Source organism: Mycoplana sp. 10N416 (assembly GCF_056394765.1).
On the sequence record NZ_JBFTIM010000006.1, the window covers coordinates 276,855 to 291,836 of the forward strand.

Consider the following 14,982-nt stretch of genomic DNA (forward strand, 5'->3'; position numbering starts at 1 on the left):
CACATGCGATTGCGATTCAACCTCGCCATAGGGGCACTGCTCTGTCTGATCATCATTACCGCCGCGATCTTCGCACCGTGGCTGGCTCATTTCGATCCGGTCGCCGACGCCGACCTCATGAACGCAGAACTGCCGCCCGACCCGACCTTCTGGTTCGGAACGGACGCGCAGGGCCGCGACATTTTTAGCCGGGTCCTCCATGGCGCCCGCGTCTCGCTCACTGTGGGCATCGGCTCACAGCTGATCAACACCGCGATCGGCCTGGCACTCGGCGTCTCGGCCGGCTATTTCGGCGGCTGGTGGGACGATTTCGTTTCCGGCCTCACCAACCTGATGTTGGCGATCCCCTCGCTGATCTTCGCGCTTGCGATCATGGCCATCCTCGGGCCGGGGCTTGGCAGCCTGCTGATCGCGCTCGGCCTGACCAACTGGTCGTGGACCTGCCGCATCGCCCGCAGTTCGGCGTTGTCCTTGAAGAAGCAGGGCTACGTGCAGGCGGCCAAGACGCTCGGCTACAGCGACGTGCGCCTCATGGTGACGCAGATCGTGCCCAACATGATCGGGCCGATTCTCGTCATCGGCACGCTCGGCATGGGCGACGCCATCCTCGCGGAAGCAGCACTCTCCTATCTGGGCCTCGGCATTCGCCCGCCGTTGCCGAGCTGGGGCGGCATGCTGACCGATGCGCGCAATCTGATCGTTCTGGCGCCATGGGCGGCGATCTTTCCGGGCATAGCGATCTTCGTGACCGTGCTCGGGCTCAACTTGCTCGGCGACGGCCTTCGCGACATCCTTGATCCCCACATGAGGACGCGTCGCGCATGAGCAGTACCCCGCTTCTTGAGGTCAGCGACCTCAACATCGACATGCTGGCCGGAAGACGGCGGCTGAACGTCGTGGAAAACGTCTCCTTTTCGATCGGGCGCGGCGAGACCTTCGGCCTGGTCGGCGAAAGCGGCTGCGGCAAGAGCATCACCGCGCTGTCGATGATCGGCCTTTTGAAGGCGCCACTGGCCGTCTCCAGCGGCGTCATCCGGTTCGACGGCCAGGACCTGCGCACCTTGCCAAAGCGCGCCATGCGCCGGCTGCGCGGCAGCCGCATCGCGATGATCTTCCAGGAGCCGATGACGGCGCTGAACCCGCTGTCCCCGGTCGGCCGGCAGATCGCCGAGATGTTCGTGCTGCATCAGGGTGCCACCTGGGCAGAGGCCGACAAGAAGGCGGTGGAGGCTCTTGCCAGCGTCCACGTACCGGCACCGGACAAGCGTGCGAAGGCCTATCCGCATCAGCTGTCCGGCGGCATGCGCCAGCGCGTGATGATCGCGATTGCGCTCGCCTGCGATCCAGACCTTCTGATCGCCGACGAGCCCACGACGGCGCTCGACGTGACGGTCCAGGCGGAAATCCTCAAATTGATCCAGGAGCTTTGCACTGCCCGTGGCACTGCGGTTCTGATGATCAGCCATGACCTGGGTGTCATCGCCAAGATGTGCCAGCGGGTCGGCATCATGTATGCCGGCAACCTCGTCGAGGAGCGCCCCGTCTCAGACATCTTCCGGCAACCGCGCCACCCCTACACCAAGGGCCTGCTCAACTCCCTGCCCCGCCTCGGCACCCGCGAACTGCACGAACGCAAGCGCCTCCAGGAGATCGAGGGTATCGTGCCGCCGATCACGGCGTTCCCGGTCGGCTGCCGTTTCGAGCCGCGCTGCGGTCGCGCCAGCGAAATCTGCGTCGCGCAGAAGCCCGACCAGACGCCCTTGGATCACCACGGTTTTGTCAGGTGCCATCACCATGAATAGTTCCGCCGAACCGCTTCTGCGCATCGACGACCTCAGCGTCCACTTTCCGGCAAGCAACGGTCTTTTCGGTGGCCGGCAGGTGCTGCATGCGGTGAACAACCTCAATCTGACGCTGAAGAAGGGCGAGTGCCTGTCGATCGTCGGCGAATCCGGATGCGGCAAGTCGACGCTTGCCCTCTCCATCGTCGGCCTGCAGAAACCGACGACCGGCGCCATCTATTTCGAAGGCCAGGAGATCACCGGCAAGAATCCGCCGTCGCGGCTGGAGCGCGCGCGCATGGCGCAGATGGTGTTCCAGGACCCCTATGCCTCGCTCAACCCACGGCAGACGATCTACACGTCGCTCGCCGCTCCGCTGAAATTGCACGGAGTGACAAACAGGAGTGAGCTTGACGGACGCATCGAGGAAATCCTGCGCCACGTCGGGCTTAAGCCGGAACAGGCGAAGCGGTTGCCGCACGAATTTTCCGGCGGTCAGCGCCAGCGCATCGGCATTGCCCGCGCGCTTGTGCTCAATCCGAAGATCATCGTGCTCGATGAGCCCGTGTCCGCGCTCGACGTCTCGATCCGCGCCCAGATCATCAATCTGCTGTTGGAGTTGAAGGAAGAGCTGTCGCTTTCCTACATCATGATCAGCCATGATCTCAGTGTGGTGGAGCACATGAGCGATCGCGTCGGCGTGATGTTCTTCGGGCAGATCGTCGAGCTCGGATCGTGGGACAGGATTTTCACCAACCCGACGCACCCCTATACCCGCCGCCTGATCAGTGCGATTCCCGACCCCTTCATGGAAGTGGCCGACGAAATGCCACTCGAGGACGTCGCGCCGTCACCGCCGGCCGGCTCCCGCTTCTACCCGGACACGTTCACCGGCCACGACGTCTACAGCGCGCCTGCGCCATCCGAACTGGTCGAGATCGGCGAGCGCCACAAAGTGCGGGTTGCGGCGTCCTGACAATCGAATCGTTTGCACGGCTGATCCGGCGGCTGCGCCTAATTACCGACCGCTCCGCAGTGTCCGCGAACACGTTGCCGCTGATTCTCTCTTGAGGAGCAGCGCCCACGCAGTCACGTCATTCTCCTCCCAGGGAACCCGGTATAACTGGGCGACGTTGTATTTCTGCCCCTAACGCCTTTTTCACCGGAATCGGACGTCGGCACGGTTACGTGATACGATTGTTAGTAGTCGATTAACCCTCGTTTCACCTTTTCCATATTAACGTCGAAATTCGGTGCCACGTCCCGGGAACAGCTTTGACCACAGGTAGATTCCGTGAATTCCGTTTTCAAAACAAGCATTTCCCTGATCACTCTAGCGACGCTTCTCGTTGCGGTGCCCGCCGCCGCGCAGGATGTGTATGGCCTGCGGCGCGAACGGGCAGTGCTTGTGACGCCGGAGGGCGACCTCCTGGACTACATTCCCGCCGATGGCAGCGTGCGCGCGGCGCGTGACCGCCAGGGCCGGCAGGTCTACATCGATTCCTGGGGCAACCTCATCGCCACGGTCATGCCAGCCGAGCGCTATTTCGCGCGCTACGGCACACGCGACTATCGCCGTGACCGCTATCGGCCGGTGGAGGGTTATCCGGAAACGTCACGCGATTATTTCCCGCCTGCTCCGGACGAATATGGCGACGATCTGACGACCGGCTCGGTTCCGGATTTCCGCAGCCGGGAGCCGGGTGCAGTCGATCGCTCAGAATTGCCCGAGCCGTTGCCGGGCGATGGATATTCCGACAGCGAACAACTGCCGGACGGCTGGGGCGGCGAAGACATGGCGTCCCTCCCGGACGGATCGATGGACTCCGAGATGGTCCCGGGCCCGCGCTTCCCGACTGCCACGCCGATCGGCAAGAAGACCTCCGCGGAAGTGACCGCACTGCAGGTATTCCTTGACCGCGAGGGTTTCTCGCCCGGCGTCATCGACGGCAGGAAGGGCTCCAACGTCACCAAGGCGATCGAAGCCTGGCAACTGGCGACTGGCCAGACATTGGATCCAAACGATACGGACTGGATCCTTGAGCAGCTTCATCTGAACGGCGGCATGCCGTTCACGACCTACGAGATTACCGCCGCGGATGCGGCCGGCCCCTACGTCGCGTCGATCCCGGACGACTACGCCCACAAGGCTGCGCTACCGGCGCTGTCCTACACCTCGACCGTGGAGATGCTCGCAGAGCGTTTCCACATGGACGAAGCCTATCTGAAGGAAATGAACCCCGGCGTCGACTTCACCATACCCGGCACGCTCGTCAAGGTGATCAATGTCGGCCAGCCGAAGAAGGCGAAGGTCGCGAAGATCCTCGCCGACAAGGCACGCAAGCAGTTGCTCGCCTACGACGAGACGGGCGCGCTGATCGCCGCCTATCCGGCCAGCATTGGCTCGGCCGACACCCCCTCCCCGTCCGGCACGGTGACGGTGGAACGCATCGCCTTCAATCCGAACTACACCTACAATCCGAAGATCAACTTCCAGCAGGGCGAGAACAACAAGGTCCTGACCCTGCAGCCGGGTCCAAACGGCCCCGTCGGAACGATCTGGATTGCACTATCGAAGCCGACCTACGGCATTCACGGCACGCCCGAGCCCTCCAAGATCGGCAAGACCCAGAGCCACGGCTGCATCCGTTTGACGAACTGGGATGCAACCGAACTGGCGAAGATGACCTCGCAGGGCGTCACCGTCGAATTCGTCGACTGATCCCCGCCGGCGGACCGAGTTACGACGGCCCGATTTGGGCTGGCTCCTTTTCAAATCCCACGCAAGCGCCACCGACATGGCGGACCTCCAGATCTGAGGACCGCCTGTCGCATTCGTTTGCTCGTGACCAACAAGTATGTCCGCAAGCGGCGATACTTTTGGGGCGTCGAGTCCTTCGTCTCAACGGTTGGCTATGGCTTGCAAAACCGCTTCAAGCGGTTCAAGCGCCGCGTTTCGGACATCACCGCTGGTGGAAGCCATGACTTGCGTTCTGATCGCCAGCTGCGTCTTCGGTCTATCTCCCGCCAAGTTCGCGAACGCATCTTTGCAATTCATTAACCATCTTCTGAAAGGATTGGTTAACCGGGCGCCATCCCGCTTCGCGTCCGTGAAAGGGCGATGGGGGCTCGTGTTACGGACATAAGGAATTCGAAATGCCGGTAATCACATTTGCCAACGCCAAAGGTGGAGCAGGAAAGACCACCGCAGCGCTCATCCTCGCCACCGAACTGGCCGCGCAGGGCCACCGCGTCACCATTCTCGACGCCGATCCGCAACGCTGGATCACTCGTTGGCACGAACTGTCGGGCAGGCAGCGCAACCTTAATGTGATTTCGGAAGTCTCCATGGGGTCGCTGCAGACGCATATCCGCGAGAACCGCGACAACACGGACTATTTCATCGTTGACCTCGCCGGCGCGCGCGACGCGCTGGTCGCGACCGCGATCGGTCTGTCCGACCATGTCATGATTCCAATTCAGGGGTGCGCGATGGACGCGCATGGTGGCGCGCAGATCCTCGAACTTTTGCAGCAGCTGGACCAGCGGGCCGGGGTGCGCATTGACCACTCCGTCGTCCTGACCCGCATGAGCGCCGTCGTCACCACCCGGGCCATGGTGGCGATCAAGCAGCTTCTCACCGAACGCGGCGTGGCCGTTCTCGACACGACCATCGCCGAGCGCGCCGCCTTCCGTGACATCTTCGACTGTGGCGGCACGCTGCGGACCATGGATCCGCTGCGGGTCTCCAACCTCGACAAGGCCCGTGAGAATGCGCGTCTTCTGGCAGAAGAGGTCCTCCGTCGCGTTCCTGCCCGGCGCCCGTCGACCTCCCGGCTCGTCCACCGTCTCACGCGCGCCGCGTGAGTGATTGCTGAAAATCAAGACCGCAGCTTCGTCCGCAGGATTATAGCCTCCGCTCGGGTAAGAACCCCGGCGGAGGTTTTGCCACGATGGCCCACAGAAATGACGAAGCGCAACTTTAGCGCGGAATAACTGCATTTCCTTAAATGCAGATTGCATCGTTTCCCATAACCAAGCGTTTACCAACCGGGTTTACTGGTGGTGACGAAAGCCAATTTCAGGCCGGGGATTTGTTTCTCCGAGCTGTGCCATGAACGGCGCGAAGGCCGCTCATCGCTCCCGCCGGAGCGGGCGGTGTTTCCGAAAATGGGCTTCGTTCCGAAACACCGAATGGCATGGAAATACCCTATGAGCGCAGCTACCTCCGTTTCCAGCAACAACCATGATCTCGAGCGGCGTCTGGACTATCTAGGCCTCGACGCAAGCGCCCGCAAAGAACTGCGCACCCTCAAGCCATTCCTGGAAAAGGAGCTGGGCCCAGCGCTCGACCGGTTCTACGCTGTCGTGCGCAAGAGTCCCGAAATCAGCCATCTGTTCTCCAGCGATAGCCACATCGCGCATGCCAAAGGAGCCCAACTCGGTCACTGGGGTAACATCGCCAACGGCGATTTCAATTCGGACTATGCGAACAAGGTGCTCACGATCGGCAAGGTCCATGCCCGCATCGGCCTGGAACCCCGCTGGTATGTCGGCGGCTACGCGCTGGTCGTCGAGCATCTGCTGACCGCGGCGTTGAAGGAGATGTGGCCGAAATCCGGTTTCTTCTCCCGCCCGGACGTTTCTCCCGAGGCGGCGGCGGCAAAGCTGTCCAGCCTGATCAAGGCTGTCTTCCTCGACATGGATCTGTCGATCTCCGTCTATATGGATGCGTCCGATGTGGCGAAGCAGAAGGAAGTGCAGGCCCAGGTTGTTGCCGAGGAACGCAAGATCGTGAGCGACAGTTTCGGTGCCGCATTGAAGCTCATCGCAGCCGGAGATCTCACAGCACGGATCGAAGGCGCGTTGCCGGAAGCCTACGAGACGCTTCGGGACGACTTCAACCAGGCGGCCGTCGCTCTCTCCCAGGCGATCGGCAACATCAACGCCGGTGCCGGTTCGATTCACATCAGCGTCCAGGAGATCGCCGCGGCATCGGACGATCTTGCAAAGCGCACGGAGCGCCAGGCTGCCAACCTCGAAGAGACTGCGGCCGCAGTCGAAGAGGTCACGACCACCGTGCGCCAGACCGCAAAGAGCGCGGACGATGCAAATGCTCTCGTTTCCGCCGCCCGCGGCAATGCCGAGCGCAGCGGTGAGGTGGTCGAGCAGGCCATCACCGCCATGCAGGAAATCCAGCAGTCCTCGGCGAGCATCGCCAGCATCATCGAAGTCATCGATGAAATCGCCTTCCAGACCAACCTGTTGGCGCTGAATGCCGGGATCGAGGCCGCCCGCGCGGGCGAAGCTGGCCGGGGCTTTGCTGTCGTTGCCTCCGAAGTTCGCGCGCTGGCGCAGCGTTGCGCCGATGCCGCGAAGGATATCCAGGGGCTCATTGCTAAGTCGCACGGCCAGGTCGAAGACGGCGTGCGATCAGTCAACGAGGTCGCCGACACGCTGCGGCAGATCGTCAGCCAGGTGGTCGAGGTGAGTTCGGTCTTCTCGGCGATCCGGGCGAGCACGGCCGAGCAGGCGACCGGCCTGCAGGCCGTCAACCAGGCGATCAATGCAATGGACCAGATCACGCAGCAGAACGCCTCCATGGTCGAGCAGGCCAATGCTGCAAGCCAGGCACTGACGCAGGAAGCGGCGTCGATCGCTGCCCAGCTCAGCAGCTTCCGCACGAGCGGACGTGCGGCGGCAGCGTCCGCCCAGGGCTATGTCCGGGCCGCATAACGTGGTGAGTTGGACTGGCCGGCCAATGGCCTGCTAAAGCATGTCTCCGGAAAGTGGGAACCATTTTCGGGACAAAGACATGCGAAAGAACAAGGATCTAAAGCGTGGCGGCGAATCTGAAAGATCGCGACACGCTTTAGGCCTCCGCGGTCGCGGGTTGACCGACGATTGCAACGATCAGCGCCAGCAAGGTCAAACCGGAGGCGGACAGGAACGTCGTCGTGAACGCGTCTGCGATGACGTCCGGAGCCGTCGCGACGATGTCGATTGACCCGACCGCGGCCGCGAACAATGTGGCCATCACCGAGGCACCCGTCATGAAGCCCAGGTTTCGCGACAGGCCCAGCAACCCGGACAGCAGGCCGCGCTGGTCGTCCCGTACGGCGACCATCACGGAGGTGTTGTTCGCCGTCAGGAACAACTGAAAGCCTGGCGTCAGGACGATCAGGGAGGCTGCAAATCCCGCGACACCCAGGAACCTCGGCAGGACAGCCAGGCAGACGAGGCCGACGGTCATCTCCACGAGGCCGGCGGCCAGGACGGAGCGTGCACCGAACCGATCCGTGACGCGTCCCGCCAGAACACCGGACAACGCTGCCGTCACAGGTCCGATCGCCATGACGAGGCCAACCACGGCCTCATTCAAGCCGAGGCTGAAAGACAGAAAGAACGGGCCTACCACCAAAGTCGCCATCATGACGGTGCTGACCAGAATGTTCATCGCAAGCGCCGACCCGGTTGCCCGTTCAAGCAGGACCGAGACGGGCACCAGCGGTGAAGCCGACCGGATCTCGACGAAAATGAAGAGCGCGAGCCCGAGGATTGCGGCGGGCAAGAGCATACCAGCGCCTGGGATCACTGCTGCGGTTCCGCGGGCGGTCGCGAGCCCATAAAGGATCAAGGTTACTGTGAGCAAGGCGACGCCGGGCCAATCCATCCGTCCTTCCACCTGGCGCTCTGGAACGGGTGTCGGCGGGATAGCCCGCGACGCGATGCCTAGCCCCAAAAAGCCGGCACCGGCCAGCGCGACGAAGGCCGCTCGCCAGCCGAAGCCGGCGATCAGTACGCCTCCCAGGGAAGGGCCAAGGGCGGTTCCGATCGCCGACATCGTGCCAAGCAGCCCCATCGCCGAGCCGGTGCGTTCCCTCGAAACCGTTTCGCGAATGAGCGAAAGCGGTAGCGCCATCAGGATGGCACCGCCAATGCCCTGCATCGCGCGACCTGCAATCAGCAGTCCAAGCGTGGGGGCTGCAGCGCACAGCACGGAGGCGACTGCAAACAGTGCCAGCCCGGCGATCAGCACGCGGCGTTGCCCGAACAGGTCTCCAAGCCGCCCCGCCAGCACGATCGTCACGGTCACCGCGATGAGATAGGCGAGAACGATCCACTGCACGGTCGCGACCGGCGCGGAGAATTCCCTCGTCAGCGTTGGAAGCGCCACCGTGGCGATACTGACGCCGAGCGAGGCAAGCAGCATCGCCCCTGCAAGTGCTGCGAGCGCGGATGGTTTCGGCTTGGTTCGGATCACGGCATTCATGGGACGTCCTCTTGTCGCTTTTTCGAGTCCCGGCTACAGTGCCACTTCAAGTCGACTTGAGGTCAAGGATGAAACTTCTCGATATCGGCGTGCTGTCGGAGCGCAGCGGCGTACCGCCCTCAACGCTGCGCTACTACGAAGAGGTCGGACTGATCGAATCGCTGGCACGGCACGGGTTGCGGCGCCAATACGGGAGCGAGACTCTGACCCAGCTTGCCTTGATATCGCTTGGCAAGACCGCAGGATTCAGCCTCGGCGAGATGAAGAATATGTTCGGCAAGGATGGAGTTCTCGATCTGCCGCGCACAGCCCTACGCGCCCGTGCCGACAAGCTCGATGTTCAGATACGCAAGCTGACCACGCTCAGAAACGCGCTTCGCCATGCGGCTGAGTGCCCGGCGGAAAACCACATGGAATGCCCGAAATTCCGCAGGCTGTTGCGCGTTGCGTCGCATTCGCGCCCCCAGCGAGCGCCTGACGATCCAAAATTCTGACCGTGGAGGGCCGTTTCGGCGGGATCGATCTCAACATGTGCACATGGTCTGGCACTTGCTTACAAAAAAGCCCGGCATCGGGATGCCGGGCTTTATGATCAACACGTTTGGCTCAGATGCACTCGGCAAAGAGCCTTTTCGCCGCGTCGAGCGTCAGTTCGACCGGATTGCCACCCGCGGTCGGATCGACGATCGCCATTTCGCTCATCTCATCGATCCGGTCCGTCCCGACGCCGAGTGCCGACAGCTTGTCCGGCACGCCGAGTTCGGAGCGCAGCGAAAGCACGTACTCGTAAAAACCATCGAAACCGCCGGCGATACCAAGATAGGCGGCGGCGGCTGCGATCCTGCCTTCAATGGCCGGACGATTGAAGCGCAGGACCGGCGGCATCACGACCGCATTGGTCATGCCATGGTGCGTGTTGTAGATGGCGCCTACCGGATGCGACAGCGAGTGGATTGCGCCGAGGCCCTTCTGGAAGGCGACGGCGCCCATGGCGGCGGCCGACATCATGTTGGCACGGGCCTCGATGTCGGTGCCGTCCTTGTAGGCGCGCGGCAGGAACTCCTTGACCAGACGCATGCCTTCCAGCGCGATCCCCTGGCTCATCGGATGGTAGAACGGCGAGCAGTAGGCCTCCAGGCAGTGGGCGAAGGCATCCATGCCGGTGCCGGCGGTAATCACCTTCGGCATGCCGACCGTCAATTCCGGATCGCAGATCGTCACCGACGGCAGGAACTTCGGGTGGAAGATCACCTTCTTCGTATGCGTCTCGGAATTGGTGATCACCGAGGCGCGGCCGACTTCGGAGCCGGTGCCGGCCGTCGTCGGAACGGCGACGATCGGAGCGATGCCGTCGGAGTTGGCACGGGTCCACCAGTCGCCGATGTCCTCGAAATCCCAGACCGGGCGGGTCTGCCCGGCCATGAAGGCGACCGCCTTACCGAGGTCGAGACCCGAACCGCCGCCGAAGGCAACGACGCCGTCATGGCCGCCGTCCTTGAACGCCTTCACGCCGGCCGCGAGGTTCTTGTCGTTCGGGTTCGGATCGACATCGGCGAAGATCGCCCGGCCGAGCCCGGCGGACGCCAGGATGTCGAGGGCGTTCTGCGTGATCGCCATCGGCGCAAGGCCGCGGTCGGTCACCAGCAGCGGCTTCTTCATGCCGACGGCCTTGCAGTGATCGGCAAGTTCCTTGATGCGCCCTGCCCCGAACTTGATGGCGGTCGGGTAGCTCCAGTTGGCGGTGATGCTCATGCGAGTGCTTTCCTGAGGTGGTAGGACTTCGGGCGGGTGAGGTTGTGGAAGCCGATGACCGAGAGCGAGCCGCCACGGCCGGTCTCCTTGACGCCGGTCCAGCACAGCGCCGGATCGAGGTAGTCGGCCCGGTTCATGAACACCGTGCCGGTTTCCAGGTCGCGGCCGAGGCGGGCGGCGCGCTCGGCATCCTTGGTCCAGAGCGAGACCGTCAGTCCGTACTGGCAGTCGTTCATCAGTTCGAGCGCTTCGGCGTCGTTTCTGACCTTCATGATGCCGACGGCCGGGCCGAAGGTTTCTTCCTTCATGAAGGGCATCGAGTGGTCGACGTTGACGAGCACCTGCGGGGCGAGATAGGCGCCGCCGTCGTCCTGCGGGAACAGCTTCGGATCGACCAGCGCCTTCGCGCCGCGTGAAACAGCATCGGCCACCTGATCGCGAACGACAGCGGCAAAGCGCTTGTTCGCCATCGGACCGAGCGTCGTATCCGGGTCGAGCGGGTTGCCGAGCTTGTAGTTCGATACCCAGGCGACCGACTTCTCGACGAACGCGTCATAGAGCGATTCATGCACATAGATCCGCTCGATGCCGCAGCAGCACTGACCGGAATTGTAGGTGGCGCCGTCCATCAGCGTATCGACGGCGGCGTCGAGATCGGCGTCCTCCATCACATAGCCGGGATCCTTGCCGCCGAGTTCGAGGCCGAGCGGGGTGAAGGTACCGGCGGCCGCCTGCTCGATCGCCCGCCCCCCCTGAACCGAGCCGGTGAAGTTGACGAAGTCGAAGCTCTTGGCCGCGAGCAATGCCGAAGTCGTGTCGTGGTCGAGGAAGATGTTCTGGAAGACATCGTCCGGTACGCCCGCCTCGACGAAGGCGCGCACCATCCGCTCACCGACGAGCAGCGTCTGCGCCGCATGCTTGATGATGACGGTATTGCCGGCCATCAGCGCCGGAGCGATCGTGTTGATCGCGGTCATGTAGGGATAGTTCCACGGCGCGATAACGAAGACGACGCCGTGCGGCTCGCGCTCGATGCGGCGCTCGAAGCTGGCGCTTTCCTCGATCACGATCGGCGCGAGCGACGAGCCGGCAATTTCGGCCACGTAGTTCGAGCGTTCGTTGAAGCCCTTGAATTCACCGCCATAGCGGACAGGCCGGCCCATCTGCCAGGCCAGTTCCGGGACAACGTCGTCCTTCATCTCGTTCAGCCGGGCGACGCCCTTCAGCACGAGTTGGACGCGGTCTTCCAGCGGCCGCTTCGCCCAGGCCTTCTGGGCCTTGCGGGCGCGTGCGACAACCTCTTTCGCCGCCTCCAGCGGCATCGCCTGGCGCTCGGCATAGACCGAACCGTCGACGGGTGAAATGCATTTGATCACGGTCATGATCGTCTTCCTGTCAGTTGCATCAAAAATTCAGTCTTGGCATCTTGCGACGCCACCATTCGCCATCATCTGGCGTTGTGCAAGGAGCACCCACATTCTTTCAGGCCCGCCGGCAAACGACAGCCGCCCTGACCTCCGCGCTTGCGGAAAAGGCCAGAGCGAGTGTCAGCCACAGAATTGTTAGGCCCGCTCGAAGCCGCGCGCCACCTCCCAGTCCGTCACACGCCGGTCGTATTCCTCCTGCTCCCAGCGGGCGGTGCGGGTGTAGTGGTCGATGACGTCCTCGCCGAAGGCCTCGCGCAGCATCTTCGATGTCGTCATGAACTCGGTCGCCTCGCGCAGGGTCTTCGGAACCTCGCGGATGCCCTTGCCGCCATAGGCGTCACCCTCGAAGGGCGCTTCCAGTTCCAGCTTCTGCTCGATGCCGGCGATGCCGGCCGCAAGCAGCGCTGCCATGGCAAGATAGGGGTTGAGGTCCGAGCCGCCGACACGGCACTCGATGCGGATACCCTTGGTGCCCTCGCCGCACAGGCGATAGCCGGCCGTGCGGTTGTCCTTGCTCCAGATCGCCTTGGTGGGCGCGAAGGTGCCGGCGACGAAGCGCTTGTAGGAGTTGATGTAGGGCGCAAGGAAATAGGTGATCTCGCTCGCATAGGCCAACTGACCCGCCACATACATCCGCATCAGGTCCGACATGCCGTATTTGGCGTCCCCGTCGAAGAATTTCGGCTCCTTGCCGTCCGCGCTCCACAGCGACTGATGGATATGCGAGGAGGAACCGGCAGCGTTGTAGTTCCACTTGGCGAGGAAGGTCACGGACTTGCCGCGCTGCCAGGCGATTTCCTTGCAGGCGTTCTTGATGATCGAATGCCGGTCGGCCATCGTCAGGGCCTCGGCATAGCGGACGTTGATCTCCTCCTGGCCGGGCGAGGCCTCGCCCTTGGAATTCTCGACCGGAATGCCGGCGCCCTGCAGGCCGTTGCGCAGCGCCCGCATGACATCCTCCTCCTTGGTCGTCTGGAAGATGTGGTAGTCCTCGTTGTAGCCCCCGGCCGGGATGAGATCGCGATAGCCGCCCACGCGGGCGTCGTCGTAGGTCTGGTCGAACAGGTAGAATTCGAGCTCGCTCGCCATGAACGGCTTGAAACCCAGGGCTTCGAGGCGCTTTACCTGCTTCTTCAGAACCGCGCGCGGCGAGTGGGGCACGTCCTTGTGGGTGCGGTGGTCGAGCACGTCGCAGAGCACCAGCGCCGTGCCGTCGAGCCAGGGCAGCTTGCACAGCGTCGCAAGGTCCGGCTTCATCGTATAGTCGCCGTAGCCTGCCTCCCAGCTTGTCGAGCGGTAGCCGGGAACGGTTTCCATCTCGATGTCGGTCGCCAGCAGATAGTTGCAGCTATGCGTCTCCTCATGGCCGCCGTCGACGAAATACTGGGCGTGGAAGCGCTTGCCCATCAGGCGCCCCTGCATGTCGACGAGACACACGAGAACGGTATCGATGCGGCCGTCGGCCACATCCTTCTTCAACTCATCAAAACTATAGGTCACGGTCATCGGGCGGTCCTGGAGTTGTGCTGTCGTGCCGAACCGGGCGACACCGCCCGGTTCGATCTCCTCAGGCCGCAGAAGCGGCCGGCTTGCGCTTCGCCCCGGCTCAGCCGTAGCGATACGGAGCGCCCGCGTTGCGCATGGTGTCCTGGTACTTCTTCAGGATCTCCACCACCTTGGCGTTGCGCGGGCTCTTGGCGGCGATCTCGTCCCAGAAGGAAAGCGCCATGTCCTCGACGGTCTTCCACTCGGCCTCGGGGATCGTGGTGAGTTCCAGCTTGCCGCCGGTCGTGCGGTAATGCGCCTCGCCCCACCAATACCAATGCTGGCGATAGTAGTGCGAGGAATCCATCGTCAGCCTGAAGATCTCCTTCAGATGATCGGGAACCGCATTCCACTTTTCGGTGTTGGCGAAGAACGAGCCTGACCAGGCGCCGGAGATGTTGTTGGTGAGGTAGTACTTGGTTACCTCCGCCCAGCCGACGCTGTAGATTTCGGTCGCGCCGCACCAGGCGATGCCGTCGATCTCGCCGGTCTGCAGGGCGACTTCGATGTCTTCCCACGGCAGCGTCACCGGGACGACGCCGAGGCGCGAAATGAACTGGCCGCCGGTCGGGAACGTGTAGACACGCAGCCCCTTCAGATCCTCAAGGCTGCGGATCGGCTTGGTGGTGGCGAAGTTGCAGGGGTCCCATGCGCCGGCACTGAGCCAGGTCACGCCGGGAACCTCGTTATAGGCCTCCTCCCAGATCTCCTTCAGGCCGTACCAGTTCCACAGAACCGGCACGTCGAGGCTGTAGCGCGAGGCAAACGGGAAATAGGCGCCAAACACCGACACATCGACCGGCGAGGCCATGGAATCGTCGTCGCTCTGCGCGGCATCGAGCGTGCCAGCCTGCACGGCGCGGAACAATTCGCCCTGCGGCACGAGCTGGTCGGCGGTATAGAGTTCGATGACCATCTCGCCGTTTGCGGCCTTGTTGAAGGCATCGATCGCCGGCTTGACGACGTGGTCGGCCAACGCCGGGCCGGCATAGGTCTGGAGCCGCCACTTGATCGGGCTTTGCGCCTTGACATAGGGCGCGGCAAGCGTAGTCGCACCGACGGCGCCGGCGCCCGTCAGGACGGACTTCCGCAGGAATTCGCGCTTGTTCATGGATTTGGTATCGGTCATTTCAAATTCCCCCTCGAAGTAAATTGAATCAACTCGGTTGCGGCGGCGGGCTGAGCGCGGTCAGCGCCCTCCCCG

General features: G+C 63.0%; 12 protein-coding genes. 7 read left to right on the forward strand and 5 right to left on the reverse strand.

Annotated features, from left to right (window positions below; genetic code table 11):
• Nucleotides 1–3 precede the first annotated feature (3 nt).
• From AC1DDS_RS14650 to AC1DDS_RS14675, 6 genes are all read left to right on the forward strand, one after another.
• Nucleotides 4–825: an ABC transporter permease gene (locus tag AC1DDS_RS14650; protein WP_477479562.1), complete on the forward strand. Its 822-nt coding sequence runs from the start codon at nucleotides 4–6 to the stop codon at nucleotides 823–825.
• Nucleotides 822–1,802 (forward strand): ABC transporter ATP-binding protein, encoded by a 981-nt coding sequence (locus AC1DDS_RS14655; RefSeq protein WP_477479563.1) that lies wholly within the window; start codon nucleotides 822–824, stop codon nucleotides 1,800–1,802. The genes AC1DDS_RS14650 and AC1DDS_RS14655 overlap by 4 nt, the downstream gene beginning before the upstream one ends.
• On the forward strand, nucleotides 1,795–2,757 hold the full coding sequence (locus tag AC1DDS_RS14660) for an ATP-binding cassette domain-containing protein (protein ID WP_477479564.1): 963 nt from the start codon (nucleotides 1,795–1,797) through the stop codon (nucleotides 2,755–2,757). Before AC1DDS_RS14655 ends, AC1DDS_RS14660 begins: the two co-directional genes overlap by 8 nt.
• Before the next feature lie 378 nt (nucleotides 2,758–3,135).
• The gene (locus AC1DDS_RS14665; RefSeq protein WP_477479668.1) at nucleotides 3,136–4,503 is read left to right on the forward strand and encodes a L,D-transpeptidase family protein; all 1,368 of its coding nucleotides are present in this window, start codon (nucleotides 3,136–3,138) and stop codon (nucleotides 4,501–4,503) included.
• A 434-nt stretch (nucleotides 4,504–4,937) separates the two neighbouring features.
• Nucleotides 4,938–5,648: an AAA family ATPase gene (locus AC1DDS_RS14670; protein ID WP_477479565.1), complete on the forward strand. Its 711-nt coding sequence runs from the start codon at nucleotides 4,938–4,940 to the stop codon at nucleotides 5,646–5,648.
• A gap of 345 nt (nucleotides 5,649–5,993) precedes the next feature.
• Nucleotides 5,994–7,517, forward strand: a complete 1,524-nt coding sequence (locus AC1DDS_RS14675; RefSeq protein WP_477479566.1) for a methyl-accepting chemotaxis protein — start codon at nucleotides 5,994–5,996, stop codon at nucleotides 7,515–7,517.
• Between the two features lie 136 nt (nucleotides 7,518–7,653).
• Here the strand turns inward: AC1DDS_RS14675 and AC1DDS_RS14680 are convergent, their stop codons facing one another.
• Entirely contained in the window at nucleotides 7,654–9,054 is a 1,401-nt protein-coding gene (locus AC1DDS_RS14680; RefSeq protein ID WP_477479567.1) for an MFS transporter, read from the reverse strand.
• A 68-nt stretch (nucleotides 9,055–9,122) separates the two neighbouring features.
• Here AC1DDS_RS14680 and AC1DDS_RS14685 point away from each other — a divergent pair, with 68 nt between their 5' ends.
• Nucleotides 9,123–9,548: a helix-turn-helix domain-containing protein gene (locus tag AC1DDS_RS14685; RefSeq protein ID WP_477479568.1), complete on the forward strand. Its 426-nt coding sequence runs from the start codon at nucleotides 9,123–9,125 to the stop codon at nucleotides 9,546–9,548.
• 112 nt (nucleotides 9,549–9,660) lie between these two features.
• Here AC1DDS_RS14685 and AC1DDS_RS14690 read toward each other — a convergent pair whose 3' ends face one another.
• The 4 genes from AC1DDS_RS14690 to AC1DDS_RS14705 all read right to left on the reverse strand — a co-directional run bounded on the left by AC1DDS_RS14690 (nucleotide 9,661) and on the right by AC1DDS_RS14705 (nucleotide 14,907).
• Entirely contained in the window at nucleotides 9,661–10,806 is a 1,146-nt protein-coding gene (locus AC1DDS_RS14690; RefSeq protein ID WP_477479569.1) for an iron-containing alcohol dehydrogenase, read from the reverse strand.
• Nucleotides 10,803–12,188 (reverse strand): aldehyde dehydrogenase family protein, encoded by a 1,386-nt coding sequence (locus tag AC1DDS_RS14695; protein ID WP_477479570.1) that lies wholly within the window; start codon nucleotides 12,186–12,188, stop codon nucleotides 10,803–10,805. Before AC1DDS_RS14695 ends, AC1DDS_RS14690 begins: the two co-directional genes overlap by 4 nt.
• 180 nt (nucleotides 12,189–12,368) lie before the next feature.
• Nucleotides 12,369–13,733: a glutamine synthetase family protein gene (locus AC1DDS_RS14700; protein ID WP_477479669.1), complete on the reverse strand. Its 1,365-nt coding sequence runs from the start codon at nucleotides 13,731–13,733 to the stop codon at nucleotides 12,369–12,371.
• A gap of 106 nt (nucleotides 13,734–13,839) precedes the next feature.
• A complete protein-coding gene (locus AC1DDS_RS14705; protein ID WP_477479571.1) occupies nucleotides 13,840–14,907 on the reverse strand; it encodes a TRAP transporter substrate-binding protein in 1,068 nt (355 codons plus the stop codon).
• Nucleotides 14,908–14,982: the final 75 nt, after the last annotated feature.

Bases quoted from the DNA above. Each gene is read 5' to 3' on its own strand.
- AC1DDS_RS14685 (WP_477479568.1), top strand. From the start codon at position 9,123: ATGAAACTTCTCGATATCGGCGTGCTGTCGGAGCGCAGCGGCGTACCG.
- AC1DDS_RS14705 (WP_477479571.1), bottom strand. From the start codon at position 14,907: ATGACCGATACCAAATCCATGAACAAGCGCGAATTCCTGCGGAAGTCC.
- AC1DDS_RS14695 (WP_477479570.1), bottom strand. From the start codon at position 12,188: ATGACCGTGATCAAATGCATTTCACCCGTCGACGGTTCGGTCTATGCC.
- AC1DDS_RS14675 (WP_477479566.1), top strand. From the start codon at position 5,994: ATGAGCGCAGCTACCTCCGTTTCCAGCAACAACCATGATCTCGAGCGG.
- AC1DDS_RS14680 (WP_477479567.1), bottom strand. From the start codon at position 9,054: ATGAATGCCGTGATCCGAACCAAGCCGAAACCATCCGCGCTCGCAGCA.
- AC1DDS_RS14655 (WP_477479563.1), top strand. From the start codon at position 822: ATGAGCAGTACCCCGCTTCTTGAGGTCAGCGACCTCAACATCGACATG.
- AC1DDS_RS14690 (WP_477479569.1), bottom strand. From the start codon at position 10,806: ATGAGCATCACCGCCAACTGGAGCTACCCGACCGCCATCAAGTTCGGG.
- AC1DDS_RS14650 (WP_477479562.1), top strand. From the start codon at position 4: ATGCGATTGCGATTCAACCTCGCCATAGGGGCACTGCTCTGTCTGATC.
- AC1DDS_RS14670 (WP_477479565.1), top strand. From the start codon at position 4,938: ATGCCGGTAATCACATTTGCCAACGCCAAAGGTGGAGCAGGAAAGACC.
- AC1DDS_RS14660 (WP_477479564.1), top strand. From the start codon at position 1,795: ATGAATAGTTCCGCCGAACCGCTTCTGCGCATCGACGACCTCAGCGTC.